Annotated in this window: 22 protein-coding genes; 12 read left to right on the top strand and 10 right to left on the bottom strand. The window is 60.0% G+C overall.

Features of this window, described 5'->3' with window-relative positions; genetic code table 11:
- Window positions 1-136: 136 nt before the first annotated feature.
- From FJQ89_RS05340 to ygfZ, 3 genes are read right to left on the bottom strand one after another with little or no spacing between them, the layout of a single operon-like run.
- On the bottom strand, window positions 137-874 hold the full coding sequence (locus FJQ89_RS05340; protein WP_141169357.1) for an NRDE family protein: 738 nt from the start codon (window positions 872-874) through the stop codon (window positions 137-139).
- Window positions 865-1155, bottom strand: coding sequence for a DUF4936 family protein (locus FJQ89_RS05335; RefSeq protein WP_071077248.1), 291 nt, complete (start codon window positions 1153-1155; stop codon window positions 865-867). The genes FJQ89_RS05340 and FJQ89_RS05335 overlap by 10 nt, the downstream gene beginning before the upstream one ends.
- A 7-nt stretch (window positions 1156-1162) precedes the next feature.
- A complete protein-coding gene (gene ygfZ, locus FJQ89_RS05330; RefSeq protein WP_141169356.1) occupies window positions 1163-2278 on the bottom strand; it encodes a CAF17-like 4Fe-4S cluster assembly/insertion protein YgfZ in 1116 nt (371 codons plus the stop codon).
- Between the two features lie 176 nt (window positions 2279-2454).
- On the opposite strand from ygfZ, the gene mltG reads away from it, so the two are divergent.
- Genes mltG through FJQ89_RS05315 form a run of 3 tightly spaced genes read left to right on the top strand, consistent with a single transcriptional unit; the run spans window position 2455 to window position 5181 of the window.
- Entirely contained in the window at window positions 2455-3441 is a 987-nt protein-coding gene (gene mltG / locus FJQ89_RS05325; RefSeq protein ID WP_141169355.1) for an endolytic transglycosylase MltG, read from the top strand.
- Window positions 3442-3493: 52 nt separating this feature from the next.
- A complete protein-coding gene (gene tmk / locus FJQ89_RS05320; protein ID WP_141169354.1) occupies window positions 3494-4135 on the top strand; it encodes a dTMP kinase in 642 nt (213 codons plus the stop codon).
- Between the two features lie 17 nt (window positions 4136-4152).
- A complete protein-coding gene (locus FJQ89_RS05315) occupies window positions 4153-5181 on the top strand; it encodes a DNA polymerase III subunit delta' (RefSeq protein WP_141169353.1) in 1029 nt (342 codons plus the stop codon).
- Between the two features lie 70 nt (window positions 5182-5251).
- On the opposite strand, the gene FJQ89_RS05310 is transcribed toward FJQ89_RS05315, so the two are convergent.
- On the bottom strand, window positions 5252-5623 hold the full coding sequence (locus FJQ89_RS05310; RefSeq protein WP_141169352.1) for a hypothetical protein: 372 nt from the start codon (window positions 5621-5623) through the stop codon (window positions 5252-5254).
- Window positions 5624-5777: 154 nt separating this feature from the next.
- Between FJQ89_RS05310 and FJQ89_RS05305 the strand changes: the two genes are divergently transcribed.
- From FJQ89_RS05305 to FJQ89_RS05275, 7 genes are all read left to right on the top strand, one after another.
- Entirely contained in the window at window positions 5778-6164 is a 387-nt protein-coding gene (locus tag FJQ89_RS05305) for a VOC family protein (RefSeq protein WP_141169351.1), read from the top strand.
- A 57-nt stretch (window positions 6165-6221) separates the two neighbouring features.
- Entirely contained in the window at window positions 6222-6854 is a 633-nt protein-coding gene (locus FJQ89_RS05300; RefSeq protein WP_141169350.1) for a carbonic anhydrase, read from the top strand.
- Window positions 6855-6944: 90 nt separating this feature from the next.
- Window positions 6945-7724, top strand: coding sequence for a TatD family hydrolase (locus tag FJQ89_RS05295; protein ID WP_141169349.1), 780 nt, complete (start codon window positions 6945-6947; stop codon window positions 7722-7724).
- 16 nt (window positions 7725-7740) lie between these two features.
- Window positions 7741-8391, top strand: coding sequence for an ankyrin repeat domain-containing protein (locus FJQ89_RS05290; RefSeq protein WP_141169348.1), 651 nt, complete (start codon window positions 7741-7743; stop codon window positions 8389-8391).
- A gap of 268 nt (window positions 8392-8659) precedes the next feature.
- The gene (locus FJQ89_RS05285) at window positions 8660-9583 is read left to right on the top strand and encodes a class I SAM-dependent methyltransferase (RefSeq protein WP_141169347.1); all 924 of its coding nucleotides are present in this window, start codon (window positions 8660-8662) and stop codon (window positions 9581-9583) included.
- 70 nt (window positions 9584-9653) lie between these two features.
- Window positions 9654-9932, top strand: a complete 279-nt coding sequence (locus FJQ89_RS05280; RefSeq protein WP_243136430.1) for a hypothetical protein — start codon at window positions 9654-9656, stop codon at window positions 9930-9932.
- A gap of 163 nt (window positions 9933-10095) precedes the next feature.
- A complete protein-coding gene (locus FJQ89_RS05275) occupies window positions 10096-10293 on the top strand; it encodes a hypothetical protein (protein WP_096235523.1) in 198 nt (65 codons plus the stop codon).
- A gap of 66 nt (window positions 10294-10359) precedes the next feature.
- On the opposite strand, the gene FJQ89_RS05270 is transcribed toward FJQ89_RS05275, so the two are convergent.
- On the bottom strand, window positions 10360-11478 hold the full coding sequence (locus FJQ89_RS05270; protein WP_243136429.1) for a phospholipase A: 1119 nt from the start codon (window positions 11476-11478) through the stop codon (window positions 10360-10362).
- Window positions 11479-11753: 275 nt separating this feature from the next.
- Here FJQ89_RS05270 and fusA point away from each other — a divergent pair, with 275 nt between their 5' ends.
- Together fusA and FJQ89_RS05260 are read left to right on the top strand one after the other, a co-directional pair.
- Entirely contained in the window at window positions 11754-13862 is a 2109-nt protein-coding gene (gene fusA, locus FJQ89_RS05265; protein ID WP_141169346.1) for an elongation factor G, read from the top strand.
- A gap of 184 nt (window positions 13863-14046) precedes the next feature.
- On the top strand, window positions 14047-14577 hold the full coding sequence (locus FJQ89_RS05260) for an SRPBCC family protein (RefSeq protein WP_141169345.1): 531 nt from the start codon (window positions 14047-14049) through the stop codon (window positions 14575-14577).
- A 190-nt stretch (window positions 14578-14767) separates the two neighbouring features.
- On the opposite strand, the gene FJQ89_RS05255 is transcribed toward FJQ89_RS05260, so the two are convergent.
- The 5 genes from FJQ89_RS05255 to FJQ89_RS05240 form a co-directional block, all read right to left on the bottom strand.
- Complete coding sequence (locus tag FJQ89_RS05255; protein WP_141169344.1) at window positions 14768-15802, bottom strand: RelA/SpoT domain-containing protein; 1035 nt, start codon at window positions 15800-15802, stop codon at window positions 14768-14770.
- Window positions 15803-16137: 335 nt separating this feature from the next.
- Window positions 16138-17379: a hypothetical protein gene (locus FJQ89_RS05250; RefSeq protein ID WP_141169343.1), complete on the bottom strand. Its 1242-nt coding sequence runs from the start codon at window positions 17377-17379 to the stop codon at window positions 16138-16140.
- A gap of 146 nt (window positions 17380-17525) precedes the next feature.
- Complete coding sequence (locus tag FJQ89_RS27980; protein WP_168208369.1) at window positions 17526-17696, bottom strand: hypothetical protein; 171 nt, start codon at window positions 17694-17696, stop codon at window positions 17526-17528.
- 261 nt (window positions 17697-17957) lie between these two features.
- The gene (locus FJQ89_RS05245) at window positions 17958-18467 is read right to left on the bottom strand and encodes a hypothetical protein (RefSeq protein ID WP_141169342.1); all 510 of its coding nucleotides are present in this window, start codon (window positions 18465-18467) and stop codon (window positions 17958-17960) included.
- Window positions 18464-19369, bottom strand: a complete 906-nt coding sequence (locus FJQ89_RS05240) for an alpha/beta hydrolase (protein WP_141169341.1) — start codon at window positions 19367-19369, stop codon at window positions 18464-18466. The genes FJQ89_RS05245 and FJQ89_RS05240 overlap by 4 nt, the downstream gene beginning before the upstream one ends.
- Window positions 19370-19451: the final 82 nt, after the last annotated feature.

Below are 19451 nucleotides of genomic sequence, written 5' to 3'. Positions count from 1 at the left end.
TTTCGATGAAGAGAGGGGAAGCGTACGCAGGTCGGATTAGCGCGCCAGAGGCGCGCGTAATCGGACATCGGGGACGGTGGTGATGTTGGTTGAGTGTGGTGGTGTTGTCGGGTTACGCGCTGCGCGCTAACCCGACCTACTGTATCACCAGCTCATGCAATTCGCCGGGCGAGTCGGGGAACAGTTTCACGACGGTGGAGGTGCGCGTGCCGTAGCCCGGCGTTTCGATGCAGACGGCGGACAGCACGCGCTCGAGGTCGAGCGGCACGCCTGTGTCGGGCAAGCGGAAGTCGGGCGCGCGCGTGGTGTCGGCCAGCATGTCGAAATACGCGTCGTCGGGTGCGCCTTGGCACAGCAGGCTGGCGAACTGGGCCTTGGTTTTCAGGACTTTCGGCCACGGCGCGTCCAGCAGGGCGTTCGACAGGCCGTAGATGCCCGGTTCCAGAGGCAGGCCATTGCGCGCGTCGCCATCGCCGCGGTTGGAAAACCAGATCAGCGTCTGCGCGTCGCCCAGCACCAGATTAAAACCGTTGTAGGCTTTGCAGCCGGGGCGAATCTGCGCGATGTAGTCTTGTGGCGACATAGTGCCGGCCAGATAGTCGGCCACCAGGGCGCCGCGCGAGGGGGCGTCCGGGTTGCGGTCTTGCGGGCTGCGGATGTTGGTGATGGCGGCAAAGCGCGAACTGCCGCTGCCGGCCTGGGTGATGCCCATCCAGCTGCCGCCCGCCTGCAGGTCGCGGCCCGCATACACTTGCGGGTGCTCGGGCCAGGCACCGGCGGGGGCGCTGGCGCGTTCATAGAATTCGTCGCGGTTGGCGGCGGCAATCAGCGGGATGTGCGGATTGACTTTCCAGGCAAAAACGATCAGGCACATGGAGGCAAATCCATGAACACTTCCGTATGCCGCGCGCCGGCCGTCAATGACAGCAGGCCCGCCTCGTCGGCGGCAGCGGCCAGCAGTTCGGCAAAACCTTCGCCGACGACGGGATAGATTTCCATCCACGTCTGCAAGCCATCCTTGACTTCCGGGCGGCGCTTCAGTTGCGGCGCCACGCCAGAGGCGGCCGCCAGTTTCGCTTGCAAGGCACGCACGCGCGCTTCCAGCGCCTGGGCGTGCTCTTCCTTTACCTGATAGTAAATGTACAAATCTTTCATGGCATTCTCACAAATCGAGTGCGTCGAGCACGTAAGGCATGGGCAGGAATTGCACGGCGGCGCCCTGGGCCGAGCCGTAGCGCACGGCGCCAGCGGCGCTTGAACCTTCGGCTATCGCCCCCAGCTTCATTTCAACGAGGGCGTCGATGCCGCCTACGCCGTTGGGCGCGGCGTTGACGAGCATGCCGCAAGGCTGCTCGGGGTCGCTGACGGCGTACAGTTCGCCACCGGCCACTGCCGCTGCGTCAGCGATGCTGACGAGGGTGGTGCGGCGCTTGAGCTTGCCCAGATACTGGCTGCGCGCGACGATTTCCTGGCCCGGGTAGCAGCCTTTCTTGAAATTGACGCCGCCCAGCAGCTCGAAGTTGACCATTTGCGGCACGAATTGCTCTTGCGTGGCAGCCGTAATCTGCGGGATGCCCGCATGGATGTCCGACAATTGCCAGGCGTCAGTTCCGCCCTTGGCCAGCTGTGCCGTCAATGGCGGCCACACGTCGCGCGCCGTGGCGGCCGACGTCAGCCATTCATAGCGGGCGCTGCCAAAGGCATCGGCCACGCGCAGCAGCGTACCCAACGCATGGTCGACCTTGCTGAACGGAGTGGCGGGCAGGGTAGGGAACCAGGCGGCCAGGGCGGCGCTGGCTTGCTTGCCGCCGAGGCCCAGGATGACTTGATTGGCCTCATCAAAGGACGCATCGTGCAGCTTGGCCTTGGCGCGCAGCACGAACATCTGCAGGCGCTTCTGGATGGCTGGCTGTATGGCGCGCGGCAATTGCAGATAGATGGTGGTGGCGTTGCGCCACATCAGGAAACTGGCCAGCAGCCGGCCCTTCGGCGTGCAGTAGCCTGCCAGGCGCACTTGCTGCTGGTCCAGGTGTTCCACGTCGTTGGTCAGCTGGCCGTGCAGGAAACTGGCTGCCTCGTCGCCGTTCAAGCCGATCAAGCCCTGGTCCGTGATGGCGGCGACAAAACCTTCTTGCAGCTGGGGCACTGTCAGGGACTGGCCGAAATCGGCGATAGGGGCGGCGGCGATGGGGGCGGTGCTGTCAGGCGCACCCTCGGTGGCAGCGGGGCGGGCGCCTTGTGCGGTTAAAAATTGATTCCAGTTATTCATAATTTCCATTAGATCAGCGATTAAGCATTATCATTACGGGTTCATTATAGTGATGTCGCGCAGATCGCGTCGGCAGCGGCAAAATTGCCAGTGTTGGCGCCGCTTTGCACGCGCTTGCTTCACAAATGAACGATCATAACAAGCGGACGTTGGCCATCAGCGCACGCATCACAAGAATCGGAACAATGGCTTTCTTTAAAAAACTTGTAGTCAGCTCGGTCATCGCCGCCATCGGCGTCGGTGGTACTTTTGTGTACTGGGCGCAGCAGCCGATCACCACGGAAGGCGAGGCGATCCCGTTTACGATCACGCCGGGCAGCGGCGCGCACGCGGCCGGCCAGCAGATCGCGGACGCGGGCGTGCCCATCGTGCCTATACTGTTCAACCTGCTGGCGCGCGTCGAAGGCAAGACGTCGAAGATCAAGGCCGGTTCCTACGAGCTGAAACCGGGCACGACGCCACAGCGCCTGATCACGCAACTGGCACGCGGCGAGTTCGCGCAAGAGTCGCTGACCATCATCGAAGGCTGGACTTTCAAGCAGATGCGCATGGCCATGGCCAGCCATCCAGGCCTCAAGCACGATACCGTGGGCTTGTCCGACAAGGAGCTGATGGCGAAAATCAGCCCCGAGTTTGTGCTGCCGGAAGGCCTGTTCTTCCCGGATACGTATCTGTTCGCCAAGGGCGCCAGCGAAATGCAGATTTTCAAGCAGGCGCACACGGCCATGATAGGCCGCCTGTCCGAAGCGTGGGACAAGCGCGATCCGGCCTTGCCATATAAGAATCCGTACGAGGCCCTTATCATGGCGTCCATCGTGGAAAAGGAAACGGGGCAAAAGTCCGAACGGGCCATGATCGCCGGCGTGTTCGTCAACCGCCTCAAGACGGGCATGCTGCTGCAGACGGACCCGACCGTGATCTATGGCATGGGCGACAACTACCAGGGCAAGATCCGCAAACGCGACCTGGAAGCGGACACCCCGTACAATACCTACACGCGCGGCGGCTTGCCGCCCACGCCGATCGCCTTGGCTGGCGCGCAATCGCTGACGGCGGCGCTGGCGCCGGCCCGCACGCAAGCGCTGTATTTCGTCGCGCGCGGTGACGGCACCAGCCAGTTTTCGGCCAACTTGCCCGACCATAACCGCGCCGTGAACCAGTACCAGCGGTAATTTCACCTGCTAATTTCACCTGCTAATTTCTCCTGATTAAGTAAGAAGTTTCATGACACAACACCATCAACCCCGTTTCATCACCTTCGAAGGCATCGATGGCGCGGGCAAGTCGACGCATATCGGCTTTGTCGCCGACTACCTGCAGCAACGGGGCGTGAGCCTCGTGTCGTCGCGCGAACCGGGCGGCACCAGCCTGGGCGAAAAGCTGCGCGAACTGCTGCTGCATGAAAAAATGCACCTGGAAACGGAAGCCTTGCTGATGTTCGCCAGCCGCCGCGAACACATCGCGCAAGTCATCGCCCCCGCTTTGGCGCGGGGCGAGTGGGTCATTTCCGACCGCTTTACCGATGCCAGCTTCGCCTACCAGGGCGGCGGGCGCGGCATGGACTTGCGCAAGATGGAAGCGCTGGAAGCGTGGGTGCATCCGCACCTGCAGCCGGACCTGACGTTTTTGTTCGACGTGCCGCTGGCCGTGGCCAGAGCCCGCCTGGACGCCACGCGTGAGCTCGACAAGTTCGAGCAGGAGCGATCGGACTTCTTTGCCGCCACGCGCAACGAGTACCTGCGCCGCGCAGCCCAGTTCCCTGAACGCTTCCGCATCATCGATGCCACGCAAAGCATTGCCGATATTCAAGTGCAGCTTGCGCAACTGCTTGATGTCTTGCTTGAGCAAAGCGTCGCAACCGTATGATTTTATAGAAATAAAGAATGATCAGTTCTCTCTATCCCTGGCAGCAGGACGCCTGGCAGCAATTGCAAGCCTTGCGCCCGCGCATGCCGCACGCCATCTTGTTCCATGGCGCGCAAGGCATCGGCAAGGCCGACTTCATCGAGCATTTCGCGCAGGCCTTGCTGTGCGAGGACGTGCGCGCCGACGGCCACGCCTGCGGTGCGTGCGCCTCGTGCGGCTGGTTTAGCCAGGGCAACCATCCCGATTACCGCCGGGTCCGTCCGGAAGCGCTGGAAGATGAAGTGGCGGACGACGGCGAAGAGGGCGAGGGCGCGAAGAAAAGCGCCAAGACCAAGACGCCGTCGAAAGACATCAAGATCGAGCAGATCCGCAACCTGGCCGACTTCATGAACATTTCCACGCACCGCCAGGGCTTGCGCGTGGTGGTGCTGTACCCGGCCGAGGCGCTCAACACGCCCGCCTCGAACGCCTTGCTGAAAACCCTGGAAGAACCGCCGCCGGGCACCGTGTTCCTGCTGGCATCGAACAGCCTGGACCGACTGCTGCCGACGATATTGTCGCGTTGCCGCAAGTTTGCCTTGCCCATGCCCAGCCACGAGCAGGCCTTGACCTGGCTCAAGGGCCAGGGCTTGAACGATGCGGACAGCTGGCTGCGCGAGCAGGGCGGCGCGCCGCTGGCCGCGCTGGCCCAGTCCGAATCGGGTGGCCGCGAGGAAACGGAACAGTTGCTGCAAGTGCTGGCCAATCCCGGCGTGGAAGCGGCGTTGAAGGCGGCGGACAAATTGCAGAAGGCCCCGCTGGCGCCGCTGGTGGCATCGTTGCAGCGCTGGCTGTACGACGTGTTTTCCGTCAAGTTGTCCGGCACCATCCGCTACTACCCGCGCCACCGGCGCGAGCTGGAAGCCTTGGCAGGACGCATCAACGTCAGTCGTTTGATGGCCGCCATCAAGGCCGCCAACGATCGCCGGGCAATCGCCGAGCATCCTTTGTCGCCCAAGCTGTTCCTGGAAGACATGCTGCTCGACTACGCATCAAGCTGTCAATAAAATCAAGTACTTGCGTTGCCAAGTTCATCCAGATTGTTTGGTGCTTGGCGCGCTTGGCGATTGGAGTGACTCAGCCGCAGGCGCGCGTGCAACTGCGGTAGCGTACTTCACACGCTTGCTGGCGTTCGGCGCGCCGGGCACGGAAGGCCTGGGCTTCGGTCGGGCGCAGCTGCTCCGCTTGCGCGTCGACATTCCTGCCGGCGGCAACGTAGGGATTGCTGCTGGGTTTCATCGACAAGATGGGGCTGGTGTCGTTTTCCGTCGCGCCTTGCGCTTGCGCGCGGCAATCCTGGCGTGCCGACGCACACATGGGTGCGCACAAGCCCGCCTCGGGGATGGTCTTGGGCGCGTCGCGCTTGTTTTGCACCTGTACTTGTGCATGCGCAGGCGCTGTCAGGGCCAGGCAGGCCAGCAGTATCAAAGGGCCGGCAACTTTCAGCATGAACACTCTCCACGTTTCCGCGCGCTACCCCATGGCTGCGCACCGGCCGCTCACTATATATCTTGATAACTTTTTTGGCCAGGGCGCCATGTCCGTTTGCCACGCCCGAAACCCGGTGTTACAGTCACTGCACTGGACAGCAACGGAGGCGGGCATGAAACGGGTCACTGGCATCGGCGGCATCTTCTTCCACGCGCAAGACCCGGCCGCGCTGCGCGCCTGGTACCAGCGCCACCTGGGCCTGGACGTGCAGCCGTGGGGCGGGGCCGCCTTCAGCTGGACGGATGCCGATGGCCAGCCCACGGGCGGCACCACCATCTGGTCCGTGGCATCAGCGGACAGCGGGCAGTTCGCGCCCGGCAAGGCGGCCTTCATGGTCAATTACCGGGTCGACGACCTCGATGCGCTGCTGCAAGCCTTGCGCGACGAAGGCTGCACGGTGCTGGACAAGGCGCCCGATTCGGAATACGGCCAGTTCGGCTGGGTCATCGATCCCGAGGGCAACAAGGTGGAGCTGTGGCAGCCGCCCGAGGGGCAATAGGCCAGCCAGGCGCCAGATCAGCGATAATATCGGCTCTGCCAACCATTCTATTTATTTATGCGCGACATTATTGCTGGATTTCTACGCTTCCAAAAAGAGGTTTTTCCCGCGCGCCGCGAGTTATTCAAGACCCTGGCCACGGGACAAACCCCGAAGGCCCTGTTCATTTCCTGCTCGGACAGCCGCATGGTGCCGGAACTGGTGACGCAGCGCGAGCCAGGCGAACTCTTCGTGATCCGCAACGCGGGCAACATCGTGCCCTCGTACGGCCCGGAACCGGGCGGCGTCAGCGCCACGGTGGAATTTGCCGTGTCGGCCCTGAACGTGAGCGATATCGTCATTTGCGGCCATTCCGATTGCGGCGCGATGAAGGCGATCGCCACCTGCGCCTGCCTCGACCACATGCCGGCCGTGCGCAGCTGGCTGCACCATGCCGATGCGGCGCGCATGATCAACGAGTCGATCGAGCATCCGACGGAACAGTCGCGCATCGACGGCATGGTGCGCGCCAACGTGGTGGCGCAACTGAATAACCTGCGTACCCATCCCTCGGTAGCGCTGGCCATGGCGCAAAACCGGCTGACCCTGCACGGCTGGGTGTATGACATCGAGAATGGCTCGCTCGACGCGCTCGACGAGGCGACCGGCAACTTCGTTCCGCTGGCGGAACACCCGTCCTCTCAGCTGTAATCGGCTGCCAGCATCCGCACCGCCACGGCAGGGGGCTGCGCCCAGCGCTTCCCCTGCCAGTTTTTGCTCCCTCCGGTACAATCCCGCCTTATGTATATCGATTCCCATTGCCATATCAATTTCCCCGAGCTGGCTGCTCGCATGCCCGAGATCCTCGCCAAGATGGTCGAGAACAAGGTGACGCACGCGCTGTGCGTGTCCGTCGACTTGCCGGACTTCCCGCAGGTGCTGGCCCTGGCCGAGCAGTATCCGCATATTTTCGCTTCCGTCGGCGTGCATCCCGACTACGAAGACACGCCTGAACCGTCCGTGGAAGACCTGGTGCGGCTGGCCGACCATCCGAAGATCATCGCCATCGGCGAGACGGGCCTCGACTATTTCCGCCTGACGGGCGACCTCGAATGGCAGCGCGAGCGTTTTCGCACGCACATCAAGGCGTCAAGAATCACGCGCAAGCCCTTGATTATTCACACCAGAGCGGCCAGTGAAGACACCATCCGCATCATGCGCGAAGAGGGCGCGGGCGTATCCGACGGCGGCGTGGCCGGCGTCATGCATTGCTTTACGGAATCCCTGGAAGTGGCGCGCGCCGCCATAGCCATGGGTTTCTACATTTCCTTTTCCGGCATCGTCACGTTCAAAAGCGCGAAGGATTTGCAAGCCGTGGCGCTGGAAGTGCCGCTCGAGCGCATCCTGATCGAGACGGATTCGCCGTATCTGGCGCCCGTGCCGTTCCGCGGCCGCATGAACGAACCTGGCTACGTGGCCCACGTGGCGGAATACCTGTCGACCCTGAAAGGCATCCCGCTGGCCCAGGTGGCGCAGCAGACGACGGATAATTTCTTCAAGCTATTCAATCAGTTGCCATAATTTCTTAAGGTTTACCATGATGAAAAAACTCGCGCTGGCGATGCTGCTGTGCTGCTCCACCGCCAGCCACGCGGCACCGGAACCGGATGCCTTCTTCCGCGCCGTGTCCGTCAACAACGCCAGCGGCGTGCGCAGCATGCTGGCGGACGGCATGAATCCGAACCAGGCTGATACGCAGCGCGGCGACATTCCCCTCGTGCTGGCCCTGCGCGACGATGCGGACAAAGTGTTCAAGCTGCTGCTCGACACGCCCGGCCTCGACATCGAAGCGCGTTCGGCCAATGGCAACACGGCGCTGATGATGGCGGCCTACAAGCACAAGCAGGACGCGGTCAACGCCTTGCTGGCCAAGGGCGCCAAGGTCAACCAGAGCGGCTGGACGGCGCTGCACTATGCGGCCTCGGCCGGCGACTTGCCCATCATGAAGATTTTTCTGGAGCGCGACGCCGTGGTCGATGCGCGCGCACCCGCCAACGTCACGCCGCTGATGTTCGCCGCCCGCGAAGGACAGGAGGGCGCCGTCAAGCTGCTGCTGTCCTGGGGCGCGGACGCCAGTCTGAAAAGCGATCACGGCTGGACGGCCGCGCAGTTCGCCCAGGCGGGCGACAAGCCCGGCGTGGTGGCCATCATCGAAGCGGCACAGAAGGCGCGCGCGGGACGTAAATAAGTACCTCTAAGTAGTCTTTCCAGCAATATCTTCCATGCCAGCGCTGAAACTGGCATGGAATTGCCTCTCACCTCAGCCCTTTGTTCTCCCTGCCGATTAACGATAATGATCGTGTCGCATTAATCAGGAGATCTTTCGCATGGGCCGTCACACCACCGTCAGGCGCCGGCTGTATTGTCGCCGCCCCGCGCGCGGCCCGTGCGATATCACTGCTTTCTGGAATGACAAAACCGATCGGCCATCGGAGCCAGACTCCAAGAGGACAGACATGCTGAATGAACGAGAAATCGAGAGTTGTTACCTGGGGCAATTTATACCCGTCCATTACCACCACAATATGTTGATGGACCAGAACCGCATGCACGGCTTCAAGTCGGCGATCGATTACGCGGTAAAACCCGGCATGAAGGTGGTGGAGCTGGGCGGCGGCACGGGCGTGCTGTCGTGGTTTGCGGCCGCGCGCGCCGACAAGGTCTGGTGCGTGGAATTCAATCCGGACATGGTCAAGGAAGCGCGCAAGATGCTGGCGCTCAATCCCAACGGGGAAAAAGTCGAAGTCGTGCACGCGGACGCCTTTGAATTCCTGCCGCCCGAGCCCGTCGACGTGGTCATTTGCGAAATGATCCATGTGGGCATGCTGCGCGAAAAGCAGGTGGAAGTGATCGAATCGTTCAAGCGCCGCTACCTGGCCCGTTTCGGCGGTCCGCTGCCCATCTTCCTGCCTGAAGCCGTCATCATGGCCGTGCAGCCGATGCAGCAGGAATACGACTTCGAGGGCTTTTACGCCCCCATCGTGCAATTCCAGGAAACCGCGGCCATCCACCCGGGCGTGCAGGAACTGGCGCCGCCGGCCGTGTACAGCATCATCGACTTCAGCCAGCCGACGGACAGCATATTCGGTTTCGACGGCAAGTTTGTTGTCGAGCGCAGCGGCACCCTGAACGCCTTGCGCTTCGTCACCAAGAACATCCTGGCCGTCGTGCCCGAGCGCTCGACCACCATCGACTGGCTGAACCATTACATGTGTCTGCCGCTGGCCGCGCCGGTGGCCGTGAAGGCGGGCGACGTGCTGCAAGTGAGTTTCCAGTACCGCGCGGGCGGCTCGATCCCTTCGCTGGAAGCGTCGATCCGCGCCCAGGTGATTTACGATGTCAACTTGCAACCGGTAGTACAAAACGCCGTCTACGCCTAAGTATCATTAATGTAAAGGCAACGCTGCGGGCATTTCGTCCTGCGGCGTTTGTCCATTCAGGGTATATTCCGTGTTTTACCCACTGGACAGCTTTATTATCATGGAACAGATCGATCAGCGTTACCTCGTGCAACAGAACAAAATCAGCGATGGCGAGACCAAGCCGCCCGTGTTTGCCAAGGTAATGCGCAGCAAGGAAGGCGTGTTTGAAGGCGTGTCCTTCATCAAGTCGAAGGAAAAGGCTTCCATCCTGACCATCGAAGAGGCCAACCAGGCCATCAAATGGGCCGGCAGCAAGAAGCCGAATGCGCATGAGTACATCACGAAAGTGATTTGCGTCGGCCAGTAAGCTGCGCGCCAACTACCGCTCATCCCCGTTTTTATCCAGTCCATCCCCGCATGGTGCAGTTCATCGCATGCCCGTTGCCGCCGTGGCGGCGCTTTACTATAGTGCTGTCACGGTAGCGGGGCAAGCACGGCTTGCTCCGCACATTTTATTCGAGGGGAACGCGATGCTGGGATTTGTGCTGTGGTTGCTGCTCTTGCTGGTGTGCTGGCCCCTGGCCTTGCTGGCGCTCGTGCTGTATCCGCTGGCCTGGCTGCTGTTGCTGCCATTGCGCCTGATTGGCATCGGCGTGGAAGGCGTGTTCGAACTGCTGCGCGCCATCGTCATGCTGCCGGCCCGCGTGCTGGGCGGCGGCCGGCGTTGAGACTTACTTTCCCGTAATAAAAAAATGGCGCCATAGGCGCCATTTTCGTTTCTGTCACTGTGCTGCTTACAGGTCGACCATGAAACCGGCGCCGATCGATTTCTGCGAATAGTTGTAGTCGATCAAGCTCTGGCCATAGCCGGAGAACAGTTGCAGATAGCCTTTCAGGTTGGCTTTCAATGGGAAAGCCCAGCTGGCCTGCATGGAACCATGTTTCTTGCTGAAATTGCGGCGGGCCGTCACGGCATACTCGTGACCCTTGTTGCGGTAGCTCACGCGCAAGTCGCCATGTCCCATGTAATCGGTGATGTCGATATTGTCATTGTCGGTCTTGCCATTGTCGAGGCGGTGCCAGACGCGCGTCGTGACGGCCAGATTGTCTTTTTCCACGCCCAGCTCGGCATACACGCGGTTCCAGCTGCGTGACAGGGTCGAGGTCTGGCCGTTCGACTGGTGCACCAGGCCGAAATTCAGGTAATTGAATTCCACGCCGGCAAAGTTCTTGTTGATCGGCAAGACCAGCATCAATTCCGGCTGATAGTTGGTCTCGCGGAAGGGGCTCGAAGCCTTGCGGTTATATGCCTGCCAGAAACTTTGCTGTGTGTAGCCGAACCACATGTCGATGGGCGTGCCGGCTATGTCTTCCAGCAACTTCATCTTGAAGCTCAGCTGGAAGGTCAATTCCACATGCTGGCTCTTGACGCCGCCAGGCGTGAAATCCTGGAACGGCTCGTCGTTCGAAGCGTCGCTGTAGTTGGCCAGCAGCAGATAGGTGTCGCGGTGCGGGCGGAAGTTGAACAGGCCGCGCTTCGAGGCATCGTTGAGTTCCCACGATTGCTGCGTGCGCGAAATCGGCGCTTCCGGCGGCGCCGCGCCAGCCTGGGCGATGGCGGGAATGGCGGCGTTGACGGCGTCCGGCGTGGCCACGCCAGGCGGGCTGACAAGCGTGAGGGGGGCAACCTCGGCGGCCGCTGCCAGGGTCACGGCAGCGGTAGCGGGATCGCCACCGGCGGCGATGGTGGCCTTTTCCGCCGCCTTGGCCAGGGTGTCGAAGCAGCCCAGACGGGCGCTGGCGTCACCGAGCACGGCGCAACGCTGCATTTGCTGTTCCAGTTCGCCGGCCATGGCCAGCGCTGGCGACGCCAGCAGGGAGGAGAGGATTATTTTTCTTAGTCGGGTAGTCATAGGCTGAGTGGGGCATGTCATTCGGTGCGCACCTGGGCTGGCATGCCGGCGGTGTCGCCTTGCACGATAATTTACGGTGCGTGTTGATTTTTATTAATCTTTACTGGATTAATAAAGTTGAAAGTATAGCCGAAACTCTTGTTTGTCCTGTGCAACGCGCGTGCGCGTTAGTATGAGTGTTGCGCGAACGGTAAAAACGGGTCACTGGACGCCCTGCAAATCGATGTCTGCTACACTGGAAAACCGGGCACCGGGGGCTAGCCATGGAGATTGTGATGACCCGCAAAACACCTATCGAGCGCTACCGCAACATCGGCATCAGCGCCCATATCGACGCCGGCAAGACCACCACCACCGAGCGCATCCTTTTCTACACCGGGGTGAATCACAAGATCGGCGAAGTGCACAATGGCGCCGCCACCATGGACTGGATGGAGCAGGAGCAGGAACGGGGCATCACCATCACCTCGGCCGCCACCACGGCGTTCTGGAAAGGCATGGCCGGCAACTTCCCCGAACACCGCATCAACATCATCGACACGCCCGGTCACGTGGATTTCACGATTGAAGTCGAACGCTCGATGCGCGTGCTCGACGGCGCCGTGATGGTCTACGATGCCGTTGGCGGCGTGCAGCCGCAATCGGAGACCGTCTGGCGGCAAGCCAATAAATACCAGGTGCCGCGCATCGCCTTCATCAACAAAATGGACCGGGTGGGCGCGGATTTCTTGCGCGTGCGCAAGCAGATCGGCGAGCGCCTGAAAGGCGTGGCCGTGCCCATCCAGCTTCCCATCGGTGCCGAAGAGCATTTCACGGGCGTGATCGACCTGTTGAAAATGCGCGCCATCACCTGGGACGACGCCAGCCAGGGCGTGCAGTTCAGCTATGGCGAGATTCCCGCCGAACTGCAGGAACAGGCGCAGGAATGGCACGAGCACATGGTCGAGCACGCGGCCGAAGCCAGCCTCGACATGACGGAACGCTACCTGAATGGCGACACGTTCACGGAAGCGGAACTCAAGCAAGCCTTGCGCGCGCGCACCATCCGCAACGAGATCGTGCCCATGCTGTGCGGCAGTGCCTTTAAAAACAAGGGCGTGCAGGCGATGCTGGACGCCGTCATCGAATACCTGCCGTCGCCGATGGAAGTGCCACCCATCATGGGACACGACGAGCACGACAACGAGGTGGAGCGCCATCCGACGGACGAGGAGCACTTTGCCGCGCTGGCCTTCAAGATCATGACGGACCCGTTCGTGGGGCAACTGACCTTCTTCCGCGTGTATTCGGGCGTCGTGAACTCGGGCGACATGGTCTACAACCCGACCAAGAGCGCGCGCGAACGGCTGGGGCGCATCCTGCAGATGCATGCGAACGAGCGCAAGGAAATCAAGGAAGTGTATGCGGGCGACATCGCTGCCGCCGTGGGCCTGAAAGCCGTGACCACGGGCGATACCCTGTGCGCCATCGACCACATCATCGTGCTGGAAAAGATGGTCTTCCCGGAACCGGTGATTTCCCAGGCGGTCGAACCGAAGACCAAGCCGGATCAGGAAAAGATGGGCATCGCCCTGAATCGCCTGGCGCAGGAAGATCCGTCGTTCAGGGTGCACACGGACGAGGAATCGGGCCAGACCATCATGTCGGGCATGGGTGAATTGCACCTGGAAATTCTGGTCGACCGCATGCGGCGCGAATTCGGCGTGGAAGCCAATGTGGGCAAGCCGCAGGTGGCGTACCGCGAAACCATCACGCGCACGGTGGACGATATCGAGGGCAAGTTCGTCAAGCAGTCGGGCGGACGGGGCCAGTACGGCCACGTGGTGCTGAAACTCGAACCGCTGGAGCCGGGCACGGGCTACCAGTTCGTCGACGCCATCAAGGGCGGCGTGGTGCCGCGCGAATTCATCCCCGCCGTCGACAAGGGCATCATCGAAACCTTGAAGGCCGGCGTGCTGGCCGGCTACCCCGTGGTGGACGTCAAGGCCACGTTGACGTTCGGCTCCTACCACGACGTCGATTCGAATGAAAACGCGTTTCGCATGGCCGGCTCCATCGCCTTCAAGGATGGCATGCGCAAAGCGTCACCCGTGCTGCTGGAACCGATGATGCAGGTGGAGGCGGAAACGCCGGAAGAGTTCATGGGCAACGTCATGGGCGATTTGACGGCCCGGCGCGGCATGGTGCAGGGCGTCGACGACATCCCCGGCGGCGCGGGGCGCATCGTCAAGGCCCTGGTGCCGCTGGCCGAAATGTTCGGCTATTCCACCACCTTGCGTTCGCTGACCCAGGGCCGCGCCACCTACACGATGGAATTCAAGCACTATGCGGCCGTGCCCAAGCATATCCTCGATCAGGTGGCATCGGCTGGTCAAGCCAGGTAGGTCGGATTAGCGGGGCAAAGCCCCGCGTAATCCGACACCATTGTTGCCCTGAGCCGCTGGTGATGGTGTCGGCTTACGCGCTGCGCGCTAACCCGACCTACGCTCAATGGGCTGGCGTACAGGGCTTTCCCATTTTCGGCGGCACTGTTACATTATCTGCCAGTTCACCAACACAGGAGAGAGCATGGCCACCGCAGAACAGAAGCAGGAAGGACAGCACCGCGACAGCAGCGACTTTGTCATCACGCAAACTTTCGACGCGCCGCGCGAACTGGTGTTCCAGTCGTGGGTGGAGCCGGAGCGCCTGGCCCAGTGGTGGGGCCCCGTCGGCTTTGAATTGAGCGTGCTGGCGCTGGACTTGCAGCCGGGCGGCGTTTTCCACTACGGCATGCGTGCCGACAATGGCTACGAAATGTGGGGCAAGTTCACCTACCAGCAGATCGAAGCGCCGGAAAAGATCGTCTCGATTTTGTCATTCGCCGACAAGCATGGCAATGCCGTGCAGCACCCCGTCAGCGACACCTGGCCGCTGGAATCGTTCAATACCATGACCCTCACCGAGGAAAACGGCAAGACGACGATGACCTTGCGCTCCACGCCGCACAAGGCGACGGATGAGCAGCATGAGACTTTCAAGCAGGGGTTTGAGTCGATGAAGCAGGGGTTCAAGGCTACTTTCGGCCAGCTGGCACAGTACCTGGCGCGTGTTCAGTAAGGTTGTATTGAATGTGAATGGCGGGCCAGAGCCGCGGGCCTGAGAAAATGGCCATGGCTGCGTTGCTTGGGCTCGCCGTACATGCGTACTGTCTTCGCCCGCGCGCCTTGCCCTGGCCATTTTTCAGGCCCGCTGGGCCCGGGGAGCCTGAGTTAAAGCCTCAATTTACAGTCATTGCGCATGACTAATTCTAAAAATTAATTCTTCTTTTAACGCCACTAATTTTTGTGCAACCCGTTTCGATAAGCCGAATAAATTCTTTTGCATCACTAAAGTAGCTTCTAAATGCCAGGCGTACTTCGGCACTTGTATCTGCTTTCACAAGAACGATGTCATTATTGGGGAACTTTCGCTCTAATTCAAATAATGCTCTGAGAGCGTCAGTCGCATCGCGAAAACTTTTAATTTCAAGACTCCCATCCTCCGAAAAGTTCAAAATTGTATTGCGCTTGTCAGATATGTCTGTTTTTGCTTGAGACAGTCCCGCCAATGTCTGCATTAGTGATAATTCTTTATCTATGGCTAAAAAATTAGTCAACAAATCTGCATCTGAAATTTCTGGAATGGGTCCTTTCCTGCCTTCATGCGCTCTGGCTAGAATTTCACTTGCAAGAACCATTGCTGTAGCATAACGATTATCACCTTGCTGAAATTTCGGTTGGCTCTCAGTAACAAAACCAATGACCTCTACGGCTGTAGCCCAAGCATGCTGAACAAGAGTTCGATATTGTATCTCAATGTACAATCCGGCCAAATCTTTCCCTGCTTCGGAGCGGACATCATATTCATAAACGTCGTGAATTCCTCGATAGCCGGTCTTTTTTGGCTTGTTGATATAATTGTATTTATCTGGTTCATTTCTTAATTTGTGATTAAATCGTGCTTTATGAAAATCCTTGCGGAAATTTTCCAAATCCTTAATGTTTCCAAATATAAGGCGACAGCCGGCAACATCATCCATACGTGCAAGTTGCATGCCTGGAAGTCGTTGGAGTTTGTTGAAAATTGTATTTCTTCGTTTGTGGCGCTGAGCAACAGTTACTTTTTTGTCCTTCGTTCTAAAACGTAAAATTGCTTGGAACGTGTTAAGTACACCGCGATGCGCTGCTCTCCATTCTTCGATTACTGCAATATCCTCTGGTGTAGGTGTCCCTTCTCGGATTGCGGCACCTGCCCGAGTGACACGTTTTTTGGAGCCGCCTGGATATCTCTTTTCAGTAATCATAAAGTAATTTTTGAATAAAAAATAATAAAATTATTCTAGCATATATTTTTGTGTTTTATGAATTATTGGATTTTCATGTTAATTTTTCCCTCCATGTTTTAATGTTGCATTAGGTCATTTGTACTGATATAGCCTATTTTCGCTCTCCATCCCCAACATCTCCCGCACCACCAGCAAAATCATCCCCCAAGCATTTGACGTCGCCGCAATCTCGTCATAGTGGCTGGCGCCGCCCTGGAGCGAAAGGGGCGCATTTCCATGCATGCGTGGCCGTTTCGCGGCGGGGAATCGGTCTAATTGAAAAATTACAATTATTGAAATGCCCTCCACCCCTTCTACGGTGTCACGAGCTGCGCAGAAGCGCTGCCTTCGGGGATAAGCAGGGCAAAGTCGTAGCCGTTGATCAGGTTGAACATTTCAATGTCGCCCCCCGCCAGTTTGCGCGAGTCTGGCCGCAGTGACCGCAGATCAAACAGAGACCAACTGCCGTCGGTGGCGCCTGCACTGGCCAGCAGTTTGAAGGCCGAGCTGTCAAGTTCGATTTGTGCCGGCTGATATGGCTTGCCCGCTCCCGCGAATCTCAGTTGCGTACCCTTCGCCGCCAGGACGATCAGGTGCAGCGAGGTGTGGCCCTGGCCTTCGGCGCGTTCAGCCAGAAAGTTGCCAATGTCACGATTGTTGAGTGGATTAATGCCCTTGTATGCGTGATTGGCGCCGACCTTGACCAGCAGCTTTTGCTCTTGCATGCCGAGCCGGGTTTCCAGGGTCCGCTTTAACAGCGTCAAACGCAAGCGGTTGGATAGGGCGCGATCGCCGGGCACCTTCGAGGCGCTTTTCTGATAGATGGCGCGGGTGGCCAGCAATGCATCGAGCAGGCCTAGCGCGGTTTGCTCTTTGGGGCCGGCAAGTAGCGGGCGCAACGAGGTCAGTTCCTCGGTTGAGGCCGACAGTATAAAGTACTCGAAGGGATTGCCGGTGGCTGCCGCCTTTTGAGACGCGACAGCTTCCATTTGACGCAAGGCTTCCAGCTTCGCGCGGGCGGCCGGATTCACCGGCTGGGCCAGCATCTGGGTGATCAGGTATTTGGCCGCCCCGATGAATTCCTGATCGATGCCCCAGTGCTCGAAGCGCGGTCCTGCGGCCAGGGCAAAGCCGGCGAGCATCTCTGCTTCCTGGCGCATGGTGTAGAAAGCAATGGAGTCCGGATAGGTGGCGTCGAATCTGCCGATAGCAGCAACCGCGTCGGCGCCCTTGAGTATCGCTTCGAGCGCGCTCGTCACGGCTGGGCCATTTTCAGTTACCAAAGTCGTGAAGCCGGCAGGGGGCAAGGCATTGAAGTAGGCGGATGAAAACTGGGCGATCTCGGCGACACCGTGATCCTCGCCGAGGAGGACGTACTGCGCCTGGCGCGAAGCCTGCAGCAGCAGTGCCGCACCGGGTCCCGATAACGTGCCTTTGTCAACGGTGATAGCGAGCCGGCTAGCGGTGAGTTTTTCAAGGACGGCGGTATCGGCGACGGCCGAATCGGCGAAGCCGAGCGTCAGGGTGGTGGCAAGGAAGGCGAGACGGAAGAACATAGTGGTGTGGGCCGATCAGGGCGGTCAGTGAGTGAGTCGAAAGTCTAAACTGTCGCCAGGAACGTCGGCTTCCGGGCAGTTGCCGTCACTGGCTGGTTCTGCCCTGAAGCGTATTGATGCGCTATCGAGCGAAGTGAGGTTTGAACTTAATTCTTTTTTGATGGCCAGATAAAAGCTATTGTTGCGCAAAATATACCGACAAAGGCAGCACGCCCCCAATCGAACTCATGAGCGGCCCCAAGGAAGCGAGTGTAAAGCAAGGTTCCAGTAGCAACTCCCAAACCAACACTGACGAACTGTGGAAATTTTTTTTTCATATGTTCCCTGAATGATGCGATCTGAATCGCCACTATTTCAATAAGCACTGCGGCATCTCTTTCTTAAAGGAGACCGCAGATTTAGCACTCCAAGCGCAGGAATTTGGCAACGACCTCGTTTGGCCGGTAAGTAGGTCGTAATAAATCTTCACAATAATTTCCCACGACCTACTTATGACCGACTGCGGCAATGAGCATAACGAATTAGTGAGCGAGAAAAGTCACGCATTGTCACGTCAACGTGACTGGCCGCTACTGGCGTCACGACTCATCGCGCTCGGCATCGCGCTCGCGGCAGCTCAGGGACGCATAGTGCGCCTTGGGCACCTTGTTCTTGATCGCCACTTCGCGCAATGCCTGTGCAAAATCGACATGATCGGTCAGGGTGCAGCGGCTGGCGCGGGCGAACTGTTGCAGATTCTTGATGCTGCCATGGACTTTCAGCGTGATCCCGACGCCGGGGCTGGCGCAGCAGCCTATGTATTTGCTGCGGTATTCTTCTTCGATCAGCACCAGTTCGTGGCCCATGAAGGGCACGGGCTTGTCCAGCAGGTAGTAGTCGGTGTAGTCGAAGCGCTGGCGGGGCGTCTTGCTGACCAGGCCCGCGTGCTGGTAGGCGCGGATGGCCCGGCCGGACGTGCCCGTGCGCTCGGTCGTGCCCTTTTTGAGCTGCATGGCATGCAGCAAGCCGTTTTCGAGTGACACGGTATCGGCGGCGAACGCCACGGCGGAGCAGGCGGCAAGCAGGGTGAGGGCGATGGCGCGTTTCATTTCGCCTCCACTGCCAGCATCTGTTTGATTACCGGCAAGATCATCCGCCACGCATTCGACGTCGCCGCGATCTCGTCGTAGTGGCTGGCGCCGGGCAAGATCAGCACTTCCGCATGGTCGCCGGCCAGCTTGGCTTTGGCCGCATAGTCATGCGCGACTCTGGGCGGGGAGATGGTGTCGAGCTCGCCCGTGGCCAGCACGGTGCGGCTGCCGTTGGGCATCAGGTCGGCCGCGTTGGTGTCGCTGTAGATGTCGGGACGCTCAGTGCTGGCGCTGCCTGCCAGTTGCGCGATGTCGCGCTCGCAACTGCTCTTGATCAAGTCCTTTTCATGGCGCAGGTCGGCCAGGCCGCCCAGGCTGAGGATATTCTTGATTGGCAGGAAGGTGTCGCGGTACAGGGGGCTGCTCTTCGGCAGTTTGTCCCTGCCTGCGATCCATTGCACCAGCTGGCCGCCGGCCGAATGGCCCATGGCGACGATGCGCTTCACGTCCAGCTGGTACCGGGGCGCGTGCTGCTGCAGGCTGTCGAGCGCCGCGTGCATGTCTTCATACGTGCCGGGATAACCGCCGCCCGGCTCGTCGACCCGGCGGTACTCGACATTCCATACGGCGATGCCTTGCGCCACGAGGGCGCCGGCCACGTTGCGCATCTGCTTGATGCCGCCAAAGGCCACCGTCCAGCAGCCGCCATGCACCAGCACGACGACGGGGAACGGTCCGCTGCCCTCTGGCCGGAACAGCTGCGCGTATTGTGACGGCGCGGAGCCATACGCGATCTGCGCCGTGGGAGCTGGGCCGTTCAGGGCCAGGTAGTCGTCCAGGCTCATGGGGGCGGCGACGGCGCCGTGCACGCAGGCGAGCAGGGCGGTGGCGATCAGGGAGGATGGCAGGGACGTGGGCATCGTTGGTTTCGCTTGAGAAGAGAGCAACACTTTAGCATAGGGCCGCGTGGACGCCGGGATCAAGCGGCACGCTGTTTTCCTC

The sequence above is a fragment of the Janthinobacterium tructae genome (assembly GCF_006517255.1).
GTDB classification, from domain to species: Bacteria; Pseudomonadota; Gammaproteobacteria; order Burkholderiales; family Burkholderiaceae_D; genus Janthinobacterium; species Janthinobacterium tructae.
This window is presented reverse-complemented; position numbering and strand designations above follow the sequence as displayed.

Coding starts and splice junctions, on each gene's coding strand:
- fusA (WP_141169346.1), top strand. CDS start 11,754: ATGACCCGCAAAACACCTATCGAGCGCTACCGCAACATCGGCATCAGC.
- FJQ89_RS05305 (WP_141169351.1), top strand. CDS start 5,778: ATGAAACGGGTCACTGGCATCGGCGGCATCTTCTTCCACGCGCAAGAC.
- FJQ89_RS05340 (WP_141169357.1), bottom strand. CDS start 874: ATGTGCCTGATCGTTTTTGCCTGGAAAGTCAATCCGCACATCCCGCTG.
- FJQ89_RS05275 (WP_096235523.1), top strand. CDS start 10,096: ATGCTGGGATTTGTGCTGTGGTTGCTGCTCTTGCTGGTGTGCTGGCCC.
- FJQ89_RS05335 (WP_071077248.1), bottom strand. CDS start 1,155: ATGAAAGATTTGTACATTTACTATCAGGTAAAGGAAGAGCACGCCCAG.
- FJQ89_RS27980 (WP_168208369.1), bottom strand. CDS start 17,696: ATGAAAAAAAAATTTCCACAGTTCGTCAGTGTTGGTTTGGGAGTTGCT.
- FJQ89_RS05300 (WP_141169350.1), top strand. CDS start 6,222: ATGCGCGACATTATTGCTGGATTTCTACGCTTCCAAAAAGAGGTTTTT.
- FJQ89_RS05250 (WP_141169343.1), bottom strand. CDS start 17,379: ATGTTCTTCCGTCTCGCCTTCCTTGCCACCACCCTGACGCTCGGCTTC.
- FJQ89_RS05260 (WP_141169345.1), top strand. CDS start 14,047: ATGGCCACCGCAGAACAGAAGCAGGAAGGACAGCACCGCGACAGCAGC.
- FJQ89_RS05315 (WP_141169353.1), top strand. CDS start 4,153: ATGATCAGTTCTCTCTATCCCTGGCAGCAGGACGCCTGGCAGCAATTG.
- FJQ89_RS05285 (WP_141169347.1), top strand. CDS start 8,660: ATGCTGAATGAACGAGAAATCGAGAGTTGTTACCTGGGGCAATTTATA.
- FJQ89_RS05255 (WP_141169344.1), bottom strand. CDS start 15,802: ATGATTACTGAAAAGAGATATCCAGGCGGCTCCAAAAAACGTGTCACT.
- FJQ89_RS05290 (WP_141169348.1), top strand. CDS start 7,741: ATGATGAAAAAACTCGCGCTGGCGATGCTGCTGTGCTGCTCCACCGCC.
- FJQ89_RS05245 (WP_141169342.1), bottom strand. CDS start 18,467: ATGAAACGCGCCATCGCCCTCACCCTGCTTGCCGCCTGCTCCGCCGTG.
- mltG (WP_141169355.1), top strand. CDS start 2,455: ATGGCTTTCTTTAAAAAACTTGTAGTCAGCTCGGTCATCGCCGCCATC.
- FJQ89_RS05240 (WP_141169341.1), bottom strand. CDS start 19,369: ATGCCCACGTCCCTGCCATCCTCCCTGATCGCCACCGCCCTGCTCGCC.
- tmk (WP_141169354.1), top strand. CDS start 3,494: ATGACACAACACCATCAACCCCGTTTCATCACCTTCGAAGGCATCGAT.
- FJQ89_RS05310 (WP_141169352.1), bottom strand. CDS start 5,623: ATGCTGAAAGTTGCCGGCCCTTTGATACTGCTGGCCTGCCTGGCCCTG.
- FJQ89_RS05295 (WP_141169349.1), top strand. CDS start 6,945: ATGTATATCGATTCCCATTGCCATATCAATTTCCCCGAGCTGGCTGCT.
- FJQ89_RS05270 (WP_243136429.1), bottom strand. CDS start 11,478: ATGACTACCCGACTAAGAAAAATAATCCTCTCCTCCCTGCTGGCGTCG.
- ygfZ (WP_141169356.1), bottom strand. CDS start 2,278: ATGGAAATTATGAATAACTGGAATCAATTTTTAACCGCACAAGGCGCC.